Raw genomic sequence first — 22309 nt, 5'->3', positions numbered from 1 at the left:
AACTATTATGAGTTCGGCATTTGTAAAAGAGGGTGACAGTGAAAAGCTTAACGAGGTTAAGCCCACCCTGTACGATCTGTTAAGTTACCTGCGCCGCGAGAACGGCGGTACGCGTATTCATATCACTAAAACTTATTTTAACCCCAAACACAGCTGCGAGGTTTATGAGATGAGTGACGGGCTTACCTATGCTTTGAATGATGAAAAGCAATGGTATATTATTTTGGATTGATGTGTGAAACGATACCGTATAAACCAATAAAAGCCACTTAAATGCGGCTTTTATTGGTTATAGCTAAGACTAATTAACTAATCTCTAATTATTTCTTAAACAACTTTGTAATATCATTACCAAAAACAAATACCATCAGTGATATTAGGATAACGAAACCAACCAGTTGTGCACGCTCCAGGAACTTATCGCTTAGGGGTTTTCCTTTTATCATTTCAATGATCAGGAAAACGGCGTGGCCGCCATCTAAAGCAGGTATTGGTAATAAATTCATTAAGGCCAATGCCATACTTAACAAGCCTACCAGGCTCCAAAATTTAACCCAGTCCACATTGCTGCCAAACATTTTAGCCATAGCTACCGGGCCACTCACGGCTTTATTAAATTTCACTTCGCCTTTAAAAACTTTACCTAAGCCTTTAGCATTATCGCTAAACATACCCCAGGCACGCGATGCACCTACCGGCAGTGCAGTTGTAAAGCTGTAGTTTTCAGTAACTTCTTTTAGGCTCTCCCGGCGCAATACTACCCCAGGTTTGCCATCAGCAAAGCCCAAAGTGCCGTTTTTATTTACAGATACTTTTGGTAAGGTGAGTGTATCGGCATTACGTTTTATCTTAAAGCTAACCGTACTATTTTTATGCTTATTCAACTGATCGTATAATTGATCAGCAAATACTGCGGGGGCATTATTAACGGCAAGAATGCTATCGCCATGCTTAAAGCCTGCCTGCGCGGCATAGCTGCCAGCTTTCACAGAATCAACAAAGTATTTTGTCCGCGGGGTAACAAATTCGCCTATCCCGTAATCAGAAACATCATTAAGGATGTTACCCGGCACCGTTATTAGTTGCTCTTTACCATCGCGCAATACGGTGAGCTGGGTGTTGCCCAACAACACCTTGCTGCTAATAAGTTCTTCAAAGTGCTTTATTGGTTTACCATTAACGGCTGTGATCTTATCACCGGCTTTAAGGCCAATATGTGTACCTATTTTACCCGGAACGATGCCGTATTTTACATTATCATTGGGTACAAAGGTTTCGCCGTAACGTAAGGTAAGCATCCAGAAGATGAAGATACCCAGGATAATGTTAACTATAATCCCACCCAGCATTACAATAAGGCGCTGCCAGGCCGGTTTTGAACGGAATTCCCAGGGCTGCGGCGGACCGGCTAACTGCTCGGTATCCATAGATTCATCTATCATACCGGCAATTTTAACGTAACCACCCAAAGGCAGCCAGCCGATGCCATATTCTACGCCTTTATAGTTAAATTTAACAAGGCTAAAGTTCCAGGCATCAAAAAACAGGTAAAACTTCTCTACTTTAATCCCGAATGCCCTTGCTGCTAAAAAGTGTCCGGCCTCGTGCAGGATCACTAAAATTGAAAGGCCCAGCAGTAACTGGCCCACCATAATCACTATACTCATTCTCTATTTATATTCAAATTGTTATGCCTTTATAGCGGCATTGTGCTTTATTAAATTTTGCGCTAATATGCGTGTTTCTTTGTCAGTATTCAAATAATCATCTAACGATGGGTTTTGCACAAATGTTATGCCTGTCATACATTGTTCAATTATATCGCTCATCGCAAGGAAACCCACTTCATCCTTCAAAAATCCGGCCACGGCAATTTCGTTGGCGGCGTTAATAATGCAGGGCATGTTCCCGCCTTTCTCCAACGCTTCAAACGCTAATGCAAGGTTACGAAAACTTTGCTTATCAGGCTTTTCAAAGCTTAGGGTTGGGTGATCGGTAAAGCTAAAACGTTTAAAATCATTCCTTACGCGATGCGGATAAGTAAGCGCGTATTGGATAGGCAACTTCATATCCGGCAAACCCATCTGGGCTTTTATAGAGCCGTCGATAAACTGCACCATCGAATGTATAATCGACTGTGGATGAACTATTACCTCAATTTTATTAACATTTAAGTTGAACAACCATTTGGCTTCTATCACCTCTAAGCCCTTGTTCATCAGCGATGCTGAATCGATAGTGATCTTGGCGCCCATCACCCAATTAGGGTGTTTCAGTGCGGCTTCGCGCGTAACGGTTGAAAGGTAATCCAAACCTTTGCCACGGAATGGCCCGCCCGATGCGGTGAGGATAATTTTTTCTATCGGGTTATGCTCCTCGCCTGCCAGGCATTGAAAAATTGCCGAGTGCTCGGAATCAACCGGGAGTATTTTAACATTATGCTGTTTGGCCAGTTGGGTAACTAATTCCCCGGCAACCACCAGTGTTTCTTTATTAGCCAGGGCAATATCTTTACCAGCCTTTATGGCAGCGATGGTTGGTTCCAACCCCGCAAACCCAACCATGGCGGTTAGCACCATATCAATATGCTTTTCGGTCACTACTTCGCAAATAGCCTGATGCCCGCATAATACCTTAACGGCGGTATGCGCCAAAGCCTGCTTTACCAGAGGATATTTCTGCTCGTCGCAAATAATAGCGTACGCCGGTTTAAACTTAAGCGACTGCGCTATTAACAAATCGGCATTGGTTTGGGCCGTAAGCACATAAGCATGGAAGCGGTCAGGGTTATCCTGAATTACCTCTAATGTCTGCGTTCCAATACTGCCTGTAGAGCCTAAAACTGCTATATTTTTAATCAATTCTTTATTGTTCTTTATCTTTGTCTACACTGTCATTTCGAACCGGAGGGAGAAATCTTCTAAGATAATCAGTTTTCGTGTATAAGATTTCTCTTTCGCGCTCCGCTCCTTCCTGCCCATGCTCCATCGAAATGACATGGTGTTATTACTATGAGATTGCCACGCTATCGCTCGCAATGACAAACCTTGTTTAATTAACAATTTTCCAACCCCTCCGCTATCTTCCTATCATTTGATAACCTTGGGACTTTATTTTGCCCGCCGAGCTTCCCCTGCGCGCGCATATAATTTATAAAGGTATCCTTTTTTAAGCTTTTGATAACCAATGGCTGCAAAATGTTACCCTCAATCAGGTCAAAATAGTAAATATTTTTTTGTTGCAGGGCTTTGTCCACTTTTTGCGCGAAGGTTTGCAAGTCTGCAGGATCGGTGCCAAACTCTATAAACCACTCGTGATAAGGTAGTTGCCCTGCTGGCGGATTTACCTGTGGCGCTACCGTGAATTCGACCACATCTACCCCTTCGGCTTTGGCTACGCTCATCAGCGCATGCTCCACCTCTTCGCCTATTACGTGCTCGCCAAAAGCTGATATATAATGTTTTATCCGACCGGTAACTAATATGCGATATGGGTCTTTAGAAACAAATTTAATGGTATCGCCCAGGCTGTATCCCCATAAACCCGCGTTGGTATTTAATATCAACGCGTAATTTTTGTTCAATTCCACTTCGGCTAAACTTAAACGCGTTGGGTTTTCATCGAAATATTCTTCAGCCGGGATAAACTCGTAGAACATCCCCGCATTGCATAACAGCAGCAGACTTTTATCTTTTTGTGAATCCTGGAAAGCGATAAAACCTTCGGATGCCGGGTAAGTTTCAATAGAATCAATGGCGAAGCCAATGCTCTCTTCAATGCGGGCGCGATAAGGTTCGTAATTCACACCGCCGTATACAAATAGCTTAAAATTGGGGAAAATGTCTTTTATTTTTTTATCACCAACTTTGGCGGATAACCTGTCGAAATACATTTGGCACCATGGCGGTATGCCGCTAATAAGGCGCATATCCTGCGAAATGGTTTCATCAACAATGGCATCTACCTTTTGCTCCCAGTCTTCAATACAGTTAGTTTCGTAGCTGGGCAGGCGGCTCTTTTGCAGATACGCGGGCACATGGTGCGCTACAATGCCCGATAAGCGTCCGGTTGATATACCAGCTTTCTCAGACAAAACAGGACTACCCTGTAGAAAGATCAATTTGCCGTCTACAAAATCGGCGTTACCGGTTTCGTGGATATAATTAAGCAATGCGTTACGCGCTGCGGTAATATGCTCGGGCATGCTTTCTTTAGAAATGGGAATATATTTTACCCCGGATGTTGTGCCTGATGTTTTAGCCAGATAAGCTGGCTTGTCGGGCCAAAGCACATCGGGTTCGCCGTTCACCACACGATCGATATAGGGGCGCAGGTCTTCATAATCACGTATGGGGACTTGCTTTTTGAAATCAGTGTAGCTTTTAATTTGATCGAAATGATGATCTTTCCCAAAAGCAGTCGCTTTGGCTTGTTCAATTAATTGGAGAAAAACTTGTTGCTGTAACGCTACCGCGTTTTTACGGAGATAATTTAGTTTTCTGTTTACAACCGCCGCGAATACCCTACTTAAAACAGATTTAAAACCCATGCGCTATTAATTGGTTTCGGCAATGTCATCATCTACATCCATATGGCTATAAACCAATTTGCGGTAGGTAACCACCAAAATAATGTTTACTAACGGATAAGTAATAATAATACCTATAAATAAAGCAATTACACCCAGGGCTATCAGCGCTATACTGATCAGCAATATCAGGATAATTTTGGCAAGGTTCCCTTTGGTTATGGCAAAGCTTTGTCGTAGCGATTCAAACGGGCCTGAGTCATCATCTACAATAAAACATACACAAAACATATAACGCAATGCCAGGTACATTAAAATTAGCACACCAAAAAATTTAACAATAGTTTGGGTGGCAGGATAATTAACCAGCCAGGTGTCTATGATAAAAAAGTTGAATGTTGTAACAATAAAAGCAAATATTAAGCTGATAGTAATATAGCTTAATACCATGCGCATACTCGGCACTATTTGCGAAAACTCAAACTCGTAAAATTCGCTATCAATAAGTGTAAATATCAGTTTGTATAATCCAAGCGTGGTATAGCCCTGCATAATCATAAGCAGGAAAAACAAAATAACCTGTATGGCATAATCTGCCGAAGACCTGAATATGAAATTAATTAATTGTATAACAACAAGCGCCACTACCGCCAGGGCAGAATAAATAATTATTGTAACGAAATTCTTTTTTACAATATTCCATGCAGCTTTTATGGTTTCTGCAACGGAGAACGGGTGGTACATATAGCCTATTTATTGTTTTTTTAATATTACCCGCTTCCAGTAATCCTGCATAAAGCCTAAACCATAAGCAGTAAGCTGGATAAACGCAGCAATAATGCTCAAAAATGCAACTTTTAACGATTTGTTTTTAATCAACGAATGAAAAAATATCAACAAAAAGAATAATAATACAAACATATTGGCCAATAAGGCAATGGGCCAATGAAACAGGTTGGCAATGACCGTAAACAGTAAACCCAGCGTGAACACAGCGGGAAAAAAATGTACGGCCTTCAGTTCTGCAGGGAAAAACTTGTATACGTTAATACGTGCACGCCCAAAAAAGTGCAGTTGCTTGTAAAATTGTGCAAAACTTGTACGGCGCTTATGGTATACTTTAGCCTCGGGGATCAGCCCAATTTTAAAACCAAGGCTGTGGATACGGATACTGTATTCAATATCTTCGCCCAGGCGGGTAATGACAAAACCACCGGCTGTTTCCCACACCCGGCGCGAAATACCCATGTTGAAACTGCGCGGATGAAACTGCCCTATCCCCTTTTTATTCCCCCTGATACCTCCGGTAGTAAATGGCGACGTCATGGAATAACTAATGGCCTTTTGTATGGGTGTAAACGAGGCGTGCGCGTCATCGGGGCCGCCATACGCATCAAGATAGTTTGCCGCAAGGCTTTCGGCCACTATCTCCAAATAATCGGGCGGTATCAGGCAGTCGGAATCAAACACGACGAAATAATCGCCCATGGCGCGCTCAAAACCATAATTACGGCTAAAGCCCTGGCCCGAGTTGGGCTTTACAAAGTATTTAATATCCAGCTTATCAGCATAGCTTTCCACTATTTCCCTGGCATCATTAACCGAACCATCTTCTATTACCAGCACCTCAAACCGGGTATAGGTTTGTTTAGTGAGAGTATACAGCAGTTCTTTTATCTCCTGCGGACGGTTGTATAAAGGAATTATGATAGAGAAAAACATATATTGGATGTGCAAATGTGCGGGTATGCAGATATGCAGATTTATTTAATTTTTAAATGTTAACGATTAATGTATATATCAATTGCACATCTGCACATTTGAAATTTACATTTATACCGTTTCCTCAATTTGATATTTATTGCGCTCACTTGCGCTGCGGGCCACCAGTTCGGCCACAAAGCCTGTTAAAAATAATTGGAAACCAACTATCACAGCAACAAGCCCTATATAAAACAGCGGTTTTTGTGTCACATCGCGGTCGTAACGTATATGCTGGGCAATAGCGTAAAGCTTTTCACCAATAACCCATACTATACTTGCAAAGCCAAGCAAAAAACTTAAAACGCCCATCGAGCCAAAAAAGTGCATGGGGCGTTTTCCAAATTTACCAACAAAGAATATAGAGAGCAGATCTAAAAAGCCATTGATAAAGCGGGCCATGCCAAACTTGGTTTTGCCGTATTTACGGGCCCGGTGTTCAACCACCTGCTCGCCTATTTTTGTAAAACCAGCCCATTTGGCCAATACGGGTATGTAGCGGTGCATTTCGCCATATACTTCGATATTCTTAACTACGGCGTTGCGGTATGCTTTTAACCCGCAATTAAAATCGTGTAGGTTAGGGATGCCCGACATACGGCGCGTAGCCGCATTAAATAATTTGGTAGGGATAGTTTTGCTCAGCGGATCATAACGCTTGGCTTTCCAGCCGGATACCAGGTCGTATTTCTCCTCAATAATGCGTCGGTAAAGGCCGGGGATTTCATCGGGGCTATCCTGCAAATCGGCGTCCATAGTAATAATAACATTTCCCTTTGCCGCCTCAAAACCGACATTCAGCGCGGCCGACTTACCATAGTTGCGCCTGAATTTGATACCTTTAATGAAGGTGAATTGCTCTTTCAGTTTAACTATCATATCCCAGCTACCGTCGGAACTGCCGTCATCAACCAAAATTACTTCGTAAGTGAATTGATTTTCGCTCATTACCCTGGCTATCCATGATACCAATTCGGGTAACGATTCTACTTCATCATATAAGGGTACTACAACTGATATATCCATTGATAAGGAAAAACGGGACGGTTAGACAATTATTGTCAGCCTGTCCTTTGCGCAAAAATATAAAAAAGCTGTCAGATTGCATCAGGTTGTATACTGATGAAAAAATCAAAAAAAATCAAAAAAAAAAGAAACCTTTTGAAAACAGCTTTCGTAAAAAGCAGAAACACTAAACAATAAAGGTGAAAGCAATGAAAAGAAAAGGCGGATTACTGAACTATCACAAGGCACTTGCCGGTGGTGGCGCTGTATTTATCCTTGATTTTTATCCAGGCTTGGCCCTTGGTCAAATTTGTAGTTAAAACACCATTTGAAGAAACAGAAACAACAGAATTATCAGTTGAAGACCATTCTACAGGGATTGAACTGAAAACAGAAGGAGTAAATACAGGTGTCAGTTGCATTGAACAGTTAACTGATACGGTTATAGTATCAGGGGTGAAGGAAATACCCTGCAGGACTACCTGTGCCCCACCTTTTGTACAAGCGGACGTAATAAGAAACCCAAAAATGATAAATAGAAATATTATATTTTTCACTGTGATAACTTAAGGATATCGGGGTACAATATTATAACTTATTTTTAATGTTTGAAAATTTATTTTTGAACATATGGGACTATTATGTTTATAAGTTAATAATATCAAGCATTTCAGTTACAGTAATTTAATAACTATAAAAGGGGGCTTTCGGCCCCCTTTTATAGTTATTAATTAATTATTAATTAATGGTCAATCTGACACTTATTATTTTCCGCTATCATCATTTAAAAATACAAACTGCTGATCGAACATATCCAATTTAATTTTCGCATCCTTATCAATTTTACCAGCTAAAATTTGCTTAGATAATTCATTCAATATTTTCTTTTGTATTACACGTTTTAGCGGGCGGGCGCCAAATTGCGGATCATAACCTAACTGTGCAAGCCAATCCAGCGCTTCATCCGAGGCTTCTATAGTAACCCCCATTTCAGCAAGAGTTTGTTGCACATGCCTGAATTGAAGTTTCACAATATCCCCTATTTCATCGCGACTTAACGGAGTGAACATGATCACTTCATCTATCCGGTTTAAAAACTCAGGCCTGATGGTGGTACGCAGCAGTTCAAACAACTGGTTCTTAGTTTTGGCCAATACCTGTTCTTTATCCTGATCATCGAAATTGGTAAAATTCTCCTGGATAATGTTTGAACCAATATTAGATGTCATGATGATAATGGTATTCTTAAAGTTCACCACGCGGCCTTTATTATCAGTAAGGCGGCCATCATCCAATACCTGTAATAATATATTAAATACATCCGGGTGCGCTTTTTCAATTTCATCCAACAGTACTACGCTATAGGGCTTGCGCCTAACGGCCTCAGTTAATTGTCCGCCTTCATCATAACCCACATAGCCCGGAGGCGCACCGATCAGCCTTGACACCGCGTGGCGTTCCTGGTACTCCGACATATCTATACGTACCAGCGCATTTTCATCATTAAAAAGATATTCGGCAAGGGCTTTAGCCAGCTCTGTTTTACCAACACCGGTAGTACCGAGGAATATAAAAGATCCGATAGGTTTCTTTTTGTCCTGCAAACCGGCACGGCTGCGACGTATGGCATCGCTAATAGCTTCTATTGCTTCTTCCTGGCCCGCCACGCGTTTGTGCAGTTCATCTTCCAGGTTCAGCAGTTTTTCGCGTTCGCTTTGTATCATTTTACTTACTGGTATCCCTGTCCATCGCGATACAACACCGGCAATATCTTCGGCAGTAACCTCCTCTTTCAGCATACGGCTATCCTGTTGATTTTCAAGCAAGGCAGCTTTCAGCTTCTCAACTTCCTCCTGAACCTCGCGGATGCGGCCATAACGTAATTCGGCTACCTTAGCATAATCACCGGCGCGCTCCGCCTGTTCGGCTTCAAGTTTCATGTTTTCCACTTGCTCCACTTTCAGGTTTATGCTATCAACCAAATCCTTTTCACTTTGCCATTTAGCACGCAGTGAATCACGTTCGGCTGATAAATTGGCTATTTCCTCGCTCAGCTCTTTCACCCGTGCAGTATCTTTTTCACGCTTGATAGCTTCACGCTCAATCTCCAGTTGCATTATACGGCGCTCCATTTCATCAACGGCCTCCGGCACCGAATCCATTTCCATACGCAATTTGGATGCAGCTTCATCCATCAGGTCAATCGCTTTATCCGGTAGGAAACGGTCAGATATATACCGCTGCGACATTTCAACCGCGGCTATTATGGCCTCATCTTTAATATGCACCTTGTGGTGGGTTTCATAACGTTCTTTCAAGCCACGTAAAATAGAGATCGCATCAGCCGTATCTGGTTCATCAACCAGCACCATCTGGAAACGGCGTTCCAGCGCTTTGTCTTTCTCTAAATACTTTTGATACTCGTTTAGCGTAGTGGCACCAATAGCCCTCAGTTCGCCGCGGGCTAAAGCGGGTTTCAATATATTGGCAGCGTCCATAGCCCCTTCACCGCCACCGGCGCCTACTAAGGTGTGTATCTCGTCAATAAACAGGATGATCTCGCCATCGGATTGGGTAACTTCTTTTATTACTGCTTTTAACCGTTCTTCAAACTCGCCTTTGTATTTGGCACCAGCTATCAGTGCACCCATATCCAATGAGTATACTATTTTACTTTTTAGGTTCTCGGGCACGTCGCCTTTTATAATACGGAAAGCAATACCCTCTGCAATAGCGGTTTTACCTACGCCCGGCTCTCCTACTAAAATAGGGTTGTTCTTTGTACGGCGCGATAATATCTGTATTACCCGGCGTATCTCGTCGTCGCGACCAATAACAGGGTCAAGCTTACCCGATTCGGCATATTCGTTTAAATCACGGGCGTATTTATTCAGCGCGTTATAAGTCGCTTCAGCGTTTTGATCGGTCACCTTGCTATCACCGCGTAAACCTACAATGGCCTTTTTAAGATCTTTCTCGCTTACGCCCATGTCTTTAAGCAATGTGCCGGCCTTATCATTTACAGCTAAAATGCCCAATAAAACATGTTCAACCGAAACAAACTCATCTTTAAATTCTTTTAGGTAGCCCTGTGCTTTTTGCAAGGCACTATTAGCGTTTGATGAAAGATATACGTTGCTGCCGCTAACTTTAGGGAATGACGCGATCTGCTGATCGAGCTGCTCGTTAAGCCGGTTAATATTTACGTTTAATTTTTTTAACAGGTAGGTGATCACATTTTCATCAACCAATAATAAACCTTTCAACAGGTGTGCATTCTCAATAGCCTGCTGCTGGTTACCTGTAGTAATCTCGGAAGCTTTTTGAACAGCCTCCTGCGCTTTTATGGTAAAGTTGTTAAAATTCATAGTATTAATTGTTGTTCAAACCTCCTGCCAATGAGCATTATATGAAAAAAAGTCAGGCAGAATTAAAAGCATCAGACAGTTTGTCAATCATTACATAAACCCCTTATCATAAATATGTCATTAATTCCTATTGTTTTGTTTATGTGCGCTTTAGGGCAAAAAATTTATAGTTTTGCTATACTAAACCACACACATTTGTGAATATTTACTTTTTTAAAAACATCCCGGCGAACAACCGCGCCGCCTTTCGCAAGCATTACACACTTCAAAACCTGAAGGCGGTGCAGGTTGCCAGCGCTATATTTTTTGCCCTGAATGTTTTTTTACGGCTATTTTACACACTGGTACCCAATAGTTTAACACGTGCTGCAAACTTTCCCGAGTTTAATTATAGCAACTGGGCTTATATTATCCTTACGCCCATATTTTATCTCATTAGTAAACAGCTATTAACCGCGTTTGGTAAAAAAAATAAGCCGACCGGACTAATGAATGCTTTCGTAATCACATTTTCGGTTTACCTGATGTTTAGCGGTATCCTGGCCAGCTTTATTGCTATGTATAACCTTCAGGATAACCTGACTATGTACCTGGTAGCATTAATAACCGTTAGTGTAATGTGTGTGTTTGAGTATGAAGATACTATTATGCTCACTATCCTTACCGAACTGTTGTTTACCGTAATTTTGTTTTGGTGTGAAACCGACCCTACCGAAGTAATTTACAATCAGGTTACCTCTATGGTGTTATTATGCGGATTTTACTTTATTACACGATATATATATTCGTATAAGGCCAGCCACTTTATGCATCTGAATGAGATCCAGCGTAAAAACATCGAGATAGAGAAAGCCAGCGATTTCAAAAATGATGTATTAGGCATTGTAGCGCACGATTTGCGTAACCCTATAGCAGCCATAGAATCGATAGCTATGATTATGGAACTGGAAAGCCCGGATGAGGAATTGCAAGATAACCTGGGTATGATCAAAACGTCATGCGTTAAAGCACGCTCTATTGTAAGCGATTTACTTGAGGTAGCCAAAAACGAGAACGACCGCCCATTTGAAACACAACTAATAGAATTGAATGCTTTAGTAAAAAATACTATTGCTACCTGGAAAAGTATGAGCGAGGTACGCAATCACATCAGACTGACGGAGCACGAAAAAAACGTATTTGTGCATATTAACCCCGAAAAATTTAACCGGGTATTGGACAATCTGATCAGTAACGCGTTGAAATTCTCGAAAGAACGGGATGATCTTGATATTATATTAGGGCACGATCATCATATGGCCCTACTGCAAATACAGGATCATGGTGTAGGGATACCAGCAGCCATGCTGCCACATATTTTTGAACGCTTCACCAAAGCAGGCCGCAGCGGTTTAAAAGGTGAAACATCTACAGGCCTGGGGTTAAGTATTGTTAAACAAATTATAGAAAAACATGGCGGCAAAATAAGTGTGGCAAGCGAAGAAGGTAAGGGCTCGACCTTTAGCATATGGTTGCCTTTAGCCAAGGGTGAGTAACGATATTAGTCGTTAGTTTTCATAAAATAATTCACTCCATAGCCCCATACTTCCTTAATAGTGGTATTCCACCAGGTTAGCGCCTCAAAATTTGGTATCAGATCGGCCAAACGGGGCCAGCCAACATCTCCTGATATAAAGTCGCAAGGATAAGCCACCACATTAACACCGGCATTTTTGAAAATGTGCATAGCCCTGCGCATGTGATAGGCTGATGTTACTAGCAGGTACGGTGGTTTTAAGCCACTTTTTTTTAATAAGGCGGCCGAGTATTTAGCGTTCTCCAACGTATTACGCGATTTTCCTTCGATAAGGATAGTGCTGTCACCAAAATGCAATTGCTTAAGCTGTTTGCGTGTCCACTCCCCTTCAGAAAATTGGTCTGGGTTTATATTGCCATTGCCACCACTGATTAATATATGCGATGCCTTGCCTGTACTGACTAACCGTATACCCTCAATAAACCTGTCTGACGAATGATTAAACCGCCCATCTTTATCATTGATCTGTGAGACAAAACCACCTAAAACTATAGCACAACTGTAATGTGCATTTTCGGGCAGATTGGTTGCGGGCCATTCCCAGGCATGGGCAAACCAATTGCATAACCAGGTATTAGAAAATATGGCCAATAGAACTATACCCGCTATAGTGGCCCATTTCCTAAGCTTTTGCCTTTTGGTGAATATGGCTATTACCAATAAAACTATGATCCAGTTAATAGGGAAAATTAGAAACAACAGGATTTTTGAGAGCAGGAAATACATAAGCCAGATTTAATTGTAAAGGCGGTTTAGTAATGGTTACGTTTCATAACCTTAACCAGTTGCCTTTGCCGTTTGGCTGCATAATAATCTTGAGTTATTAAAATGGCATGTATAACCCCCGGTATCCAAAAACAGATGGTTAAAATAATATTTAATAGCAGCGTAAATAATCTGCCTGTGGTTAAAACCGCAGCTGGGGGGAATATAAAGCAAAGGAAATAGCGCATAAATGTATTACTTGTTTAGGCTAATATACAAATAGCTGATTATATTGCGCTACATCATTATACAAGCTATGTCTAACATTAATTTGATTATAGAAGAACGCCCGCGTAACATCGGTAACTTTATGGTTGGCCGCCTGCTGCCATTTCAAACTAAGCGAATGGTTGGCCCTTTTATTTTTATCGACCATATGGGCCCGGCAAAGCTATCTGCGGGTGAAAACCTGGATATACCACCGCATCCGCACATTGGCTTATCAACCCTTACTTATTTATTTGAGGGTAATATTATGCACAAAGACAGCCTGGGCACAGCCATAGAAATTAAACCCGGACAAGTAAACTGGATGACTGCTGGTAAAGGTATTGTACATAGCGAACGTACACCAGATAACCTGCGTAACAGTGAAAAAACTTTACATGGACTGCAAATTTGGGTGGCATTACCTAAACAGTTAGAGGACATGGCCCCCTCCTTTTTCCATGCTAATGAAGATGAGTTACCCACATGGGAAAACGATGGTGTAAGTTACACTTTGGTGGCCGGTGAAATTGCGGGCAAAAAATCGCCGGTGCCGGTTTATAGTCCGCTTTACTTTTTGCAATTGAAAAGCGAAAACAGGCAAACCATAAAACTTGGTAACGACTTATATGGCGAAGTTGGCCTGTACATATTAGAAGGTAGTATTGAAAGCGATGGTACAACTTTTCAACCAAAAGAATTATTAGTGGCCAATGATAGCAAACTGTGTGAATTTACTATGAATGCCCATACAACAGTTTATTTTTTTGGCGGCGAACCGTTCCCCGAAGAACGTTTCATTTACTGGAACTTTGTTGCCACCAGCCAGCAGCGGATTGAACTGGCTAAAGCAAAATGGCAAGCACAACAATTTGAACCAGTGCCCGGTGAAACCGACTTTGTACCACTGCCGCCAGAAAACCTGCATTTAAAAGCGCGTACATAATATAAAAAAGCCCCCCTGGTACAACCAGGGGGACAACGCTTAATCATATATATTAGGATCGGGTAGTTATTTTATTGTTGTACTTTTTATAAATGTGCCTGTCGCATCAAATTGCACGGCATAACGCGTCCCGCTGGCGTCTATCAACACCACATATTTAGATACTACGCCGTTAACCTTTTCTACAAAAGCTTTATCAAATACGTAACCGGCATAAGTGGTGGTTAAGTAAGTGCTGATTGCTGCTGGCAAATTAGCCTGTAAAACCGGGGTTTTAATTGGCCGCGGATAAAGCTGTATCCTTTTAAGAAATACCAGTTTAGAATTGAATGATGTAGCAAATAAACCTTTATTGGCACTAAATACAATATAGGTCGTATCTTTTGTTACTACGGCATGCAGCAAGGTATCGGTAGCATAATTAGCTGTAAAATAGCTTTTAATAGCACTTGGCAATGCGCTTAAGGCTATCGTATCCGGGTGCATACCATTACGGTTATCAAAACGGCCGCCCATATGCCATCCTGGTCCGTCGTGATCGTTACGCTCGCGTTGTTCCAGCACTTGTATAAAAGCACCGCTGGCATCAAATTTTAAGCCTACCGGCTTGCCATTGTAATTAATAGCAACCACGTAGCCAATAACTGTACCAGCCGGGTTGATAATTTTAAAAGCTTTCTGGAATGTATAGCCAGAATAGTTTGTAGTTAAATAAGTAGTGATAGTAGTTGATAAAGCGCTTAATGCCACCGTATCAGTATGTAGCCCCGGGGCACAGGCATGCATCAGGAATACAGAATCTTTTGTTGCAGATGTAGTTAAACTTCCGCTTGTGGTAGTAGATGCAGCTATCAAAATATCGCCCGTTGTTGTTGTAGCAACCGATGCGGACGATGCGTCCTTGGTAGCCGGATCAATAAGCGAACTGCTTTTGTTACATGATGTCAGTGCGAAAGCAAATATCGCGACTGCTGCAGTGGTGAGGTAAATGTTAACTAATTTTTTCATGTCTCTAAATTTAAGTTGGGGTATTTATTTAGGATGAAATTAACGAGTTACCTTTTATAGCTCAGCAATGTATCGGCGAATGGGCAAAATGAATGGATTAATGGCGTGTTTGGGTTCAAGTTCGGGAGCCTATGTGACTTGTTTACCGTAAAGGACGATAAAATGAGATCAGTTCTGCTTTAAAAATGCGGTCAATCCATCAATATTATCAGTACCAATTACATCGGCATGTAGTTTCATTAATTGTGTCCAGCCGGCTTTGTTATCAGGCGCATCCCAAAAACGGATAGTTTTGCCAATGCTGTGCACACTATCTATAATGTGCTTTAATCTTTGCTCTTGTGCAGGTGGTATAGTACCTACGCCCTTCCATTTCGAATACAGGGAATATTGCAGGCTTATCTGTCCTACCCGCTTTAATTGTTCGGCATTATAAGTATGCCGCAGGTCTTCATCAAAGAAAATAAAATCGGGATAGGTATTAAACAGGCTTGGTGCCGGCCTGTTACCACTGATAAGAATTAATAACCTGCCATTTGGTTTATGGCCTACGCAAAATTTACGCACCGACTTTAATTCCAGTATCAGTTCGGGCATCAGGTACCAGTAATCCTGCTTTAAGTCTATCAGTAAAGTTAAATGTCGGCTGGTATCTTTCTTCAAAGCTTCTTTTATGGGGTCGAGATATAATTTTTTCAATGTGCGGGTCGCTTGCAAATGCTTATAATCATGCGCTACCAGCAGTGTGCTATTCACCATAAAAATGTCGGCTTCTATAGCGTTAAAGCCAGCATTGTATGCATGAAAAAAGGGCACAGTTTGCTCATAATCGTTATGCGAATGTGTGGCCGGGATTATTTGCTGGGCACTACACAGTTTAGCGGCAACCAATAGAATTACTGACAATCTTAAAAATTTCATAGTTACAATTATAGCTTTTTAATACAGTATACTAAAAGCAAAACAAATTTTACAACACACTGTTATTTAGCCATATAAATATCACTATGTTAAGTCGGGCTATACATTTAACATAATGATAATATTGAATTAACACGTCGACTATCTAACTTTGCGCCAAATGCAACAAACCCTATGAAAAAACACAAATCCGAAATAATTAAAACGGCTCGCAAAACTGTCAGAAAAAATATTGAAGCAGGAATTGTCGCACACCTTAAAGAGCTTACTGCTAAAATTGGCCCGGTTTCCAAAAAACTAACTAAAGTAATTGACAAAGGATCGCAGAAACTGGCCAAAAAAATTGCTAAAGAAATTGTATTGCTTAAACCAACATCGGTTGAATCGGCCCCGGCCCCTGTAACACCGGCCGTTAAGCCCGCCGTCGCAGCACGTAAAGCACCCGTAGCTAAACCTGCTGCCAGCAAAACCAAAGTGGTTAAATAATACAGGTACAATATTTTACAACAACTGCCCGGCTATGCCGGGCTTTTTGTTTTTATAAACACCTTGATATAGCTATGCACATAGATGTATTTAAAGGATCCCCATAGTCGCATGATATCATACAAACCTATATCTTTACCAAAAAATCCATATACAGCGCATGAGTAAATTTATTGCCAGTTGGTTTGGCATTGGTTATATAAAAGGAGGCGGCACTATTGCTGCGGCCGTTACCTGTGGCCTGATATGGCTGCTATGGCTTACGCAAGTGGGGAAAAACGACTGGATATTGCTCCTTATTACCTTCGCTATAACGCTAATAGGTATTTACGTTGGTAACAAGGTTGAACCTTTTTGGGGTAAGGACAGTTTCCGCGTAGTGATTGATGAAGTAGCTGGCATGTTGGTTACTATGCTTTTTATTCCGCATAATGGGTGGCTGCTGCTGGCAGGCTTAGTACTATTTCGTTTGTTTGATATTGTAAAACCCTTGTTTATACGCCGGTTGGAAGCCTTGCCCGGCGGTACCGGGGTAATGATGGATGATATTTTGGCCGGTATTTACGGCAATATAGTTTTACAGATAGCAATATTGTTCCTTCACATCTAATATTTGGAAAGCGGTAGCTGAATTATACCTGCCTATATCATGATGACGTACAAACCCTGTAATTCAGTTAATTACATTGCAATTACCTAATCTGCTCATCCATTTGTCAGAAACCACCAGGTAAGTAAAAACACCGGATAATAATTTACTAAATTTGCAGGTATTAGCATTACTATGATCCTGCCCCAATTTTCAGATAATCCTTTTCAGATCAAACTTTCATTCCACAAACTGATTGAAAGGTATGAAGAGATTGCGGTTAGCGATTCCGGCTACCCTGGCAAAAACGCGCAGGCAATTTTAAAAGAAATTGAACCCCACCCTGAATTACGTGATGGTATTACTAAAGTTGAACAGGTAAAAGATAATGCCGTAGTAATTTCGAAACTGTTAGCGGAGTTATTTCCAACTGCACTTACTAAAAACGAGATAAAAGCCGTCAGTATCCCCTATCTAAGCCTGATATTTAATTATTCGGAAAGGTTTAGCCAAATACTTAAAGACGCCGGCGATGATTTTGATATTAATATCCGCGATTTTGATTACCATCAATTTTATATAGCAAGCTGCTGTTTAATATTGAACAGGTTTTACGGCACCAATCTGGATTTTACAAAACCGCTTTTTTATGATATTCCATCAGCTGATGGCATTATCAGGCATTACCGGATATTATACAACGCCGATTTTATAGATATCATCCCTACAGAAAGTGCGCCGACGTTATCAAAATCCGATATCGACCTGCTGGTTGATAATTACGATGACCTGGAACTATGGAAAAAAACCTTTCCCATTGGTGCATGGGTATTAAAAGGTTTTGCCTTAATGACCTTGGTTGACGTTACTGTAGAAAATGCCGTTTCAAACCTAAAAACAAATTTATTGGGCATTGCCTCGGGTCCCGATTTGCAGCACAGCCTGGCAGGCATTTTTAAATCGATATTTAAAATACCCGACCTAAAAATAGGTTTTACATCGTTTGACCGCGACGAGTGGCGTTTTAGCAGTAAGCCTTTTGGCCAGCGCGTTAACAGCTACCTGCTTCCCAACGGCAAGGATGATGATTGCCGGACGCTTTTATGTGCCGACCCGTATGATAAACTTATTAAAGAGCACGATTATTTCGCCGTAGCGGATGTGGACGATTTTATAGCTAAAACACCCGGCAGCGACATGGGCCTGCGTTTTAAAGAACAGAATATCCGCAGCTTTATTTTGGCGCCGGTAGTAAAGAATGATGCGTTACTGGGTGTGCTTGAACTGGTTTCGCCGCGGCCCAGAGAGTTTAACAGCGTTAATGCACATAAGCTGGAAATTGTGATGCCGTTTATTACGGATACGATTGACAGGAAAGTATCCGAACTACAGAACCAGATACAAGCTGTTATCCAAAACAATTACACCACCCTGCATCCCAGTGTTGATTGGAAATTTAAACGCGAAGCGCAGAATTACATTCACCATACCATGGCTGGTTTAACCTATAGCCTAAAAGAAATTGCGTTTAAGGATGTTTACCCATTATATGGGCAGGTTGATATTAAAGACTCTTCTATTACCCGCAACCTGAGTGTTAAAACTGATTTATTGCTTCAGCTTAACCAATTGATATTGATACTTGAACAATTGGGCAAATATCAATCGGTCGAAACTCATTTGATTGAGATAAGGAACTTTGTAGATGACCTGTCGGGTGATATTAAAGCGGATACAGAACAATCTATACAAAGTTATATTGAAGCCAATGTGTATCCATTGCTTAAAGCAGATAATCATTTAAACGATCATCTGAAGGCACTGATAAATAATTACTTTGAACAGGTGGATCAGCACGGCGGCGAATTTTATAACAACAGGCGCAGCTACGAAAAAACGCTATCGCTGATAAATGATAAACTAACCGGCATATTGGACGAAAGACAAAGCGAAATACAGCAGTATTTCCCGCATTATTTCGAAAGATTCAAAACTGATGGCGTAGAACATACCATGTACATCGGCGCTTCAATTGCCCCCACACAAGCATTTTCTCATAACGATCTTAAACGCCTGCGTTTATGGCAATTAATGGTAACAGCTGAAATGGAGATAGAACATTTCCATTTAAAAGAAGCACTGCCTTTCCATTTAGATGTAACATCACTTATCCTTGTTTTCAGTACACCAATTGCTATCCGTTTCCGGATGGATGAAAAGCACTTTGATATTGATGGCGCTTATAATGTACGTTATGAAGTAATTAAAAAACGGATTGATAAGGCTTGTATACTGGGTACCGAAGAACGCATTACCAGGCAAGGTAAAATCACCATTGTATATTCAAAAGTTGAAGAAGCTGCGGAATACACCCATTATATCAATATCTTACAAGCGCGCGGCATACTGGCCGATCATATTGAACATTTTGATGTAGAAGACCTTCAAGGTGTATCGGGCTTAAAGGCATTGCGGATAGGTGTAATGCACAAACATAACCTTGCGGTGTTACCGGCTTTCTCTTATCATACCTTATACCGTCAGTTAGATCAAAACCTGAAACCTGCTGAAATATAAGGATAAGCCCCTTCCTTTGAGAACCCCATTACACATTGTACCAGGAACAATTCACCCGGTAAAAAGAACAAGCCGCCGCCATAACCCATATGTAGTTGCGATGATGTTTCGCCCGGTGCCCATACCCTTCCTACATCGTTAAAGCCTATCAACCCCAATGTGCCGGGTAATAAATAAGAAGTAACGTCAGCAATTTTCATACGCACCTCCAGGTTATTAAAGACCATAGTTTTGCCCGTGAAACGCCAGCTATAATAGCCACGCAAATTTTGGCTGCCTCCTAATTTTAGCTGCTGGTAAAAGGCTGCATTACCCAACGTTGTGCCTGCGCCAATACGATCCGCCACAATAAAAGTTGAATCGTTGCCAGGGTTAAGGTAAAAGCTAAATTCCGACTGTATCTGCCCGTAACTATGCGCATTGCCGTTAAGGCCTTTCATTCCCGTTATATCAGTATCCCAGTAGATGCCTTTGTGAGGGATAACGCTTTTATTCCGGGTATCCAGGGTAAACCCGGCTACCACACCCGCAAACCCCTGCCCTGCAAACACTTTTTCATCCGGGTGCTGCGTATCGTATATTTTTAAATATTTGTGCTGGTTATCGCCGCCATCGCCATTATAATACTGCCCGGCAACACCGGCACTAACCCGCCAATTATCATAGTTATGCTCCAGCTTTATGTCTGCTTTCAAGTAATTATAAATATTACGATAATACCTGCTTTTTTGCTCACCTTCATTAATAAACGCGCTGTTATTACCTACACCAAAAAAATAGCTGGTATAATTAGGGCCTTTGCTTAACACGTTTATTAACAGGTCGCTTTTACCGGCTACCTGTTTAAACTTACCTTTATAGTTTAGCAAAAGCGCGTTTGCCCCAAAACCATAATTAACCATCAGGCTTTGCCTGAACGCATAAGGGTCCTTTCGGAAACCCTGTTTCTGATAAATAAAATCGCCAATAAACTCTAACCCGTAATCGCGGCTATAGCTTACCAACATCAATGGCTGCAAAAAATCATAAGCAAAACTTTTTTTGTTATAATTATTTACCAACGTATCTGCGGCAGTGCGCAAGCGCGCCTGGCTTACATCAGGTAACTTATTTTTCTCATCCGAGCGGTCGTATACATACCTGTTACCTTTACCAGTGATGTTGCTATCAATAGCAAAAGTGTCTTCATCATCCCCACCCACCATGCGTACAGTTATAGGCGATGAATGATCGCCATGCACCGCGAATACATCTTCGCCCCCCATGCCATACAACCTAACTTCTTTGGTAACAGCCGGATCAAATATGCGCTGATAGATCACCTGGTCTTGTGTGCCGTCTTTTTTAAGCTTGTTTATTTTTACTGTTACCTGGCCTGCGGTACCGTTAGTAATATCAATATGTTCGCGTTTGTTTGTGCCCGGGACATCTACACTTTTTGATATAAAACGGTAGTATTTTAAAGCCCATTGCTTCATCGTATTCCTGCGGACGATCAATTTATGCGAGATATCAGCCCCGCAAAGTTTGTAAATAGTGTCGGGCATCTGTCTCATGGCATCGCCGATCACCTTATCGGTAAGCTTGCTTTGTACTTCGGTAATGGTTTCTTCCCACTGCTTCTGGTCTAAACTATTTAGAAAATAGCGGTCAAAATACCGTGCATTTAAATTCCAGCGGTTGATAGAACGGATATGGTCCTGATAGCTTTGGAATTTTGACATCAGCAAGTGTCGCGAAACTAACCACGGCAATACCCCTGATGTACTATAAAACACCTGGTCCCTATCGCGTGGAACGGGTTCATAAACTATATTGCCTTCGTTGTCCTTATTGCGCTGCCAGCGCCATTGGTCGCTATGGCGGTCCCAATCGCCCAGCAGCATATCCAGTAAACGGGCTTTAAGCACAGTTTTCTGATCGACCCGGTTATCATTATCTTCCTGTAACTTTCCCTGTGCCTTATCGGTATTATCGGTTTTACTGGCGTCCAGGGGTTCGCGCTCTTCAAAAAGAAATACCTGGTTGGCAAAATCTTTTTGATACTTGCCAAACGCCGGATCATCGGGTACATAAACAATTTCGGGATGAGCATGCGGTACACCCAGTGCCTGGGCCATTGGTGGTACAACAACAGCTGAAAAAGGGTGTTCGGCAGATATTTGGTCGGCTACGATAGTGGCAGCCACACTTTTACGTAAAGTTGGCGGCAATATCCGTTCGGGGTATTTTTGAATGGTGCGCAAAACCCACTCCTGCCCACTGGAATCCTGCAAACGTATAGATTTAGTTTGCATGCCCCCGCCTTTTTGCAAAATCTTCAACCCACCATTTTCCTGCGATAAATGAAACACCCTTAACTTAACCGGGGCCGCCCATAATTTCCGGTAGCTTTCGCCAAAAATAGCGCGGTGGGTTTGGCTTACAGTGTTAAATAAAGGTTCTATGGCAACTGTAATGCTGTCGTTTTTCACCGCGGACTGGGCAGATGCCAGCCCCGTCGCTAATAATAAAAGCAAGGTCATAATGATGTTGGCAATGCCCAGTCTTTTCCATAAAGCCATCATAGCCA

The 22309-nt window shown here is 41.7% G+C and carries 18 protein-coding genes and 1 pseudogene; 6 read left to right on the top strand and 13 right to left on the bottom strand.

The genetic code is table 11. The features are described 5' to 3' along the window. Nucleotides 1-7: 7 nt before the first annotated feature. A complete protein-coding gene (locus IRJ18_RS07535; RefSeq protein ID WP_194105579.1) occupies nucleotides 8-232 on the top strand; it encodes a hypothetical protein in 225 nt (74 codons plus the stop codon). 88 nt (nucleotides 233-320) lie between these two features. On the opposite strand, the gene rseP is transcribed toward IRJ18_RS07535, so the two are convergent. The 8 genes and pseudogenes from rseP to clpB all read right to left on the bottom strand — a co-directional run bounded on the left by rseP (nucleotide 321) and on the right by clpB (nucleotide 10662). After that, nucleotides 321-1667 carry an RIP metalloprotease RseP gene (gene rseP / locus IRJ18_RS07530; RefSeq protein ID WP_194105578.1) on the bottom strand — a complete coding sequence of 449 codons (1347 nt, stop codon included), beginning with the start codon at nucleotides 1665-1667 and terminating at the stop codon, nucleotides 321-323. A gap of 21 nt (nucleotides 1668-1688) precedes the next feature. Beyond that, entirely contained in the window at nucleotides 1689-2858 is a 1170-nt protein-coding gene (locus IRJ18_RS07525; protein WP_194106670.1) for a 1-deoxy-D-xylulose-5-phosphate reductoisomerase, read from the bottom strand. Between the two features lie 197 nt (nucleotides 2859-3055). Beyond that, on the bottom strand, nucleotides 3056-4549 hold the full coding sequence (locus IRJ18_RS07520) for a GH3 auxin-responsive promoter family protein (RefSeq protein WP_194105577.1): 1494 nt from the start codon (nucleotides 4547-4549) through the stop codon (nucleotides 3056-3058). A 6-nt stretch (nucleotides 4550-4555) separates the two neighbouring features. Beyond that, nucleotides 4556-5272 (bottom strand): glycerophosphoryl diester phosphodiesterase membrane domain-containing protein, encoded by a 717-nt coding sequence (locus tag IRJ18_RS07515; protein ID WP_194105576.1) that lies wholly within the window; start codon nucleotides 5270-5272, stop codon nucleotides 4556-4558. A gap of 9 nt (nucleotides 5273-5281) precedes the next feature. Continuing rightward, a complete protein-coding gene (locus tag IRJ18_RS07510) occupies nucleotides 5282-6250 on the bottom strand; it encodes a glycosyltransferase (RefSeq protein ID WP_194105575.1) in 969 nt (322 codons plus the stop codon). Between the two features lie 111 nt (nucleotides 6251-6361). Continuing rightward, a complete protein-coding gene (locus tag IRJ18_RS07505; protein WP_194105574.1) occupies nucleotides 6362-7315 on the bottom strand; it encodes a glycosyltransferase family 2 protein in 954 nt (317 codons plus the stop codon). 308 nt (nucleotides 7316-7623) lie between these two features. Beyond that, nucleotides 7624-7716, bottom strand: a pseudogene (locus IRJ18_RS21285) (hypothetical protein); the annotation flags it as partial. Between the two features lie 342 nt (nucleotides 7717-8058). Next, entirely contained in the window at nucleotides 8059-10662 is a 2604-nt protein-coding gene (clpB, locus tag IRJ18_RS07495; protein WP_194105572.1) for an ATP-dependent chaperone ClpB, read from the bottom strand. Between the two features lie 197 nt (nucleotides 10663-10859). Between clpB and IRJ18_RS21205 the strand changes: the two genes are divergently transcribed. Next, nucleotides 10860-12197, top strand: a complete 1338-nt coding sequence (locus tag IRJ18_RS21205; protein WP_194105571.1) for a sensor histidine kinase — start codon at nucleotides 10860-10862, stop codon at nucleotides 12195-12197. Between the two features lie 5 nt (nucleotides 12198-12202). Here the strand turns inward: IRJ18_RS21205 and IRJ18_RS07485 are convergent, their stop codons facing one another. Together IRJ18_RS07485 and IRJ18_RS21280 are read right to left on the bottom strand one after the other, a co-directional pair. After that, nucleotides 12203-12964, bottom strand: a complete 762-nt coding sequence (locus tag IRJ18_RS07485) for a YdcF family protein (RefSeq protein ID WP_194105570.1) — start codon at nucleotides 12962-12964, stop codon at nucleotides 12203-12205. Nucleotides 12965-12990: 26 nt separating this feature from the next. Continuing rightward, complete coding sequence (locus IRJ18_RS21280) at nucleotides 12991-13191, bottom strand: YqaE/Pmp3 family membrane protein (protein ID WP_194105569.1); 201 nt, start codon at nucleotides 13189-13191, stop codon at nucleotides 12991-12993. 68 nt (nucleotides 13192-13259) lie between these two features. Between IRJ18_RS21280 and IRJ18_RS07475 the strand changes: the two genes are divergently transcribed. Further along, entirely contained in the window at nucleotides 13260-14156 is an 897-nt protein-coding gene (locus IRJ18_RS07475) for a pirin family protein (protein WP_194105568.1), read from the top strand. Between the two features lie 66 nt (nucleotides 14157-14222). Here the strand turns inward: IRJ18_RS07475 and IRJ18_RS07470 are convergent, their stop codons facing one another. Continuing rightward, entirely contained in the window at nucleotides 14223-15164 is a 942-nt protein-coding gene (locus IRJ18_RS07470; RefSeq protein WP_194105567.1) for a PepSY-like domain-containing protein, read from the bottom strand. A gap of 168 nt (nucleotides 15165-15332) precedes the next feature. Then, the gene (locus IRJ18_RS07465; RefSeq protein WP_194105566.1) at nucleotides 15333-16085 is read right to left on the bottom strand and encodes a PI-PLC domain-containing protein; all 753 of its coding nucleotides are present in this window, start codon (nucleotides 16083-16085) and stop codon (nucleotides 15333-15335) included. A gap of 174 nt (nucleotides 16086-16259) precedes the next feature. On the opposite strand from IRJ18_RS07465, the gene IRJ18_RS07460 reads away from it, so the two are divergent. The 3 genes from IRJ18_RS07460 to IRJ18_RS07450 all read left to right on the top strand — a co-directional run bounded on the left by IRJ18_RS07460 (nucleotide 16260) and on the right by IRJ18_RS07450 (nucleotide 19737). After that, entirely contained in the window at nucleotides 16260-16571 is a 312-nt protein-coding gene (locus IRJ18_RS07460; RefSeq protein WP_194105565.1) for a hypothetical protein, read from the top strand. A 160-nt stretch (nucleotides 16572-16731) separates the two neighbouring features. After that, the gene (locus IRJ18_RS07455) at nucleotides 16732-17181 is read left to right on the top strand and encodes a phosphatidylglycerophosphatase A family protein (RefSeq protein ID WP_194105564.1); all 450 of its coding nucleotides are present in this window, start codon (nucleotides 16732-16734) and stop codon (nucleotides 17179-17181) included. A gap of 174 nt (nucleotides 17182-17355) precedes the next feature. Beyond that, on the top strand, nucleotides 17356-19737 hold the full coding sequence (locus IRJ18_RS07450; protein WP_194105563.1) for a GAF domain-containing protein: 2382 nt from the start codon (nucleotides 17356-17358) through the stop codon (nucleotides 19735-19737). Here IRJ18_RS07450 and IRJ18_RS07445 read toward each other — a convergent pair. After that, nucleotides 19710-22304, bottom strand: coding sequence for a BamA/TamA family outer membrane protein (locus tag IRJ18_RS07445; protein WP_228072619.1), 2595 nt, complete (start codon nucleotides 22302-22304; stop codon nucleotides 19710-19712). The genes IRJ18_RS07450 and IRJ18_RS07445 overlap by 28 nt on opposite strands. Between the last annotated feature and the right edge of the window lie 5 nt (nucleotides 22305-22309).

Source organism: Mucilaginibacter boryungensis (assembly GCF_015221995.1).
Classification (GTDB): Bacteria; Bacteroidota; Bacteroidia; order Sphingobacteriales; family Sphingobacteriaceae; genus Mucilaginibacter; species Mucilaginibacter boryungensis.
Note: the sequence above shows the minus strand (reverse complement) of the source record. Positions and strands in the feature narration are given on the sequence as shown.

Excerpts from the sequence above, each read along its gene's own strand:
- IRJ18_RS07535 (WP_194105579.1), top strand. The coding sequence starts at position 8 with ATGAGTTCGGCATTTGTAAAAGAGGGTGACAGTGAAAAGCTTAACGAG.
- rseP (WP_194105578.1), bottom strand. The coding sequence starts at position 1,667 with ATGAGTATAGTGATTATGGTGGGCCAGTTACTGCTGGGCCTTTCAATT.
- IRJ18_RS07520 (WP_194105577.1), bottom strand. The coding sequence starts at position 4,549 with ATGGGTTTTAAATCTGTTTTAAGTAGGGTATTCGCGGCGGTTGTAAAC.
- IRJ18_RS07515 (WP_194105576.1), bottom strand. The coding sequence starts at position 5,272 with ATGTACCACCCGTTCTCCGTTGCAGAAACCATAAAAGCTGCATGGAAT.
- IRJ18_RS07510 (WP_194105575.1), bottom strand. The coding sequence starts at position 6,250 with ATGTTTTTCTCTATCATAATTCCTTTATACAACCGTCCGCAGGAGATA.
- IRJ18_RS07505 (WP_194105574.1), bottom strand. The coding sequence starts at position 7,315 with ATGGATATATCAGTTGTAGTACCCTTATATGATGAAGTAGAATCGTTA.
- clpB (WP_194105572.1), bottom strand. The coding sequence starts at position 10,662 with ATGAATTTTAACAACTTTACCATAAAAGCGCAGGAGGCTGTTCAAAAA.
- IRJ18_RS07485 (WP_194105570.1), bottom strand. The coding sequence starts at position 12,964 with ATGTATTTCCTGCTCTCAAAAATCCTGTTGTTTCTAATTTTCCCTATT.
- IRJ18_RS21280 (WP_194105569.1), bottom strand. The coding sequence starts at position 13,191 with ATGCGCTATTTCCTTTGCTTTATATTCCCCCCAGCTGCGGTTTTAACC.
- IRJ18_RS07475 (WP_194105568.1), top strand. The coding sequence starts at position 13,260 with ATGTCTAACATTAATTTGATTATAGAAGAACGCCCGCGTAACATCGGT.
- IRJ18_RS07470 (WP_194105567.1), bottom strand. The coding sequence starts at position 15,164 with ATGAAAAAATTAGTTAACATTTACCTCACCACTGCAGCAGTCGCGATA.
- IRJ18_RS07465 (WP_194105566.1), bottom strand. The coding sequence starts at position 16,085 with ATGAAATTTTTAAGATTGTCAGTAATTCTATTGGTTGCCGCTAAACTG.
- IRJ18_RS07460 (WP_194105565.1), top strand. The coding sequence starts at position 16,260 with ATGAAAAAACACAAATCCGAAATAATTAAAACGGCTCGCAAAACTGTC.
- IRJ18_RS07455 (WP_194105564.1), top strand. The coding sequence starts at position 16,732 with ATGAGTAAATTTATTGCCAGTTGGTTTGGCATTGGTTATATAAAAGGA.
- IRJ18_RS07450 (WP_194105563.1), top strand. The coding sequence starts at position 17,356 with ATGATCCTGCCCCAATTTTCAGATAATCCTTTTCAGATCAAACTTTCA.
- IRJ18_RS07445 (WP_228072619.1), bottom strand. The coding sequence starts at position 22,304 with ATGATGGCTTTATGGAAAAGACTGGGCATTGCCAACATCATTATGACC.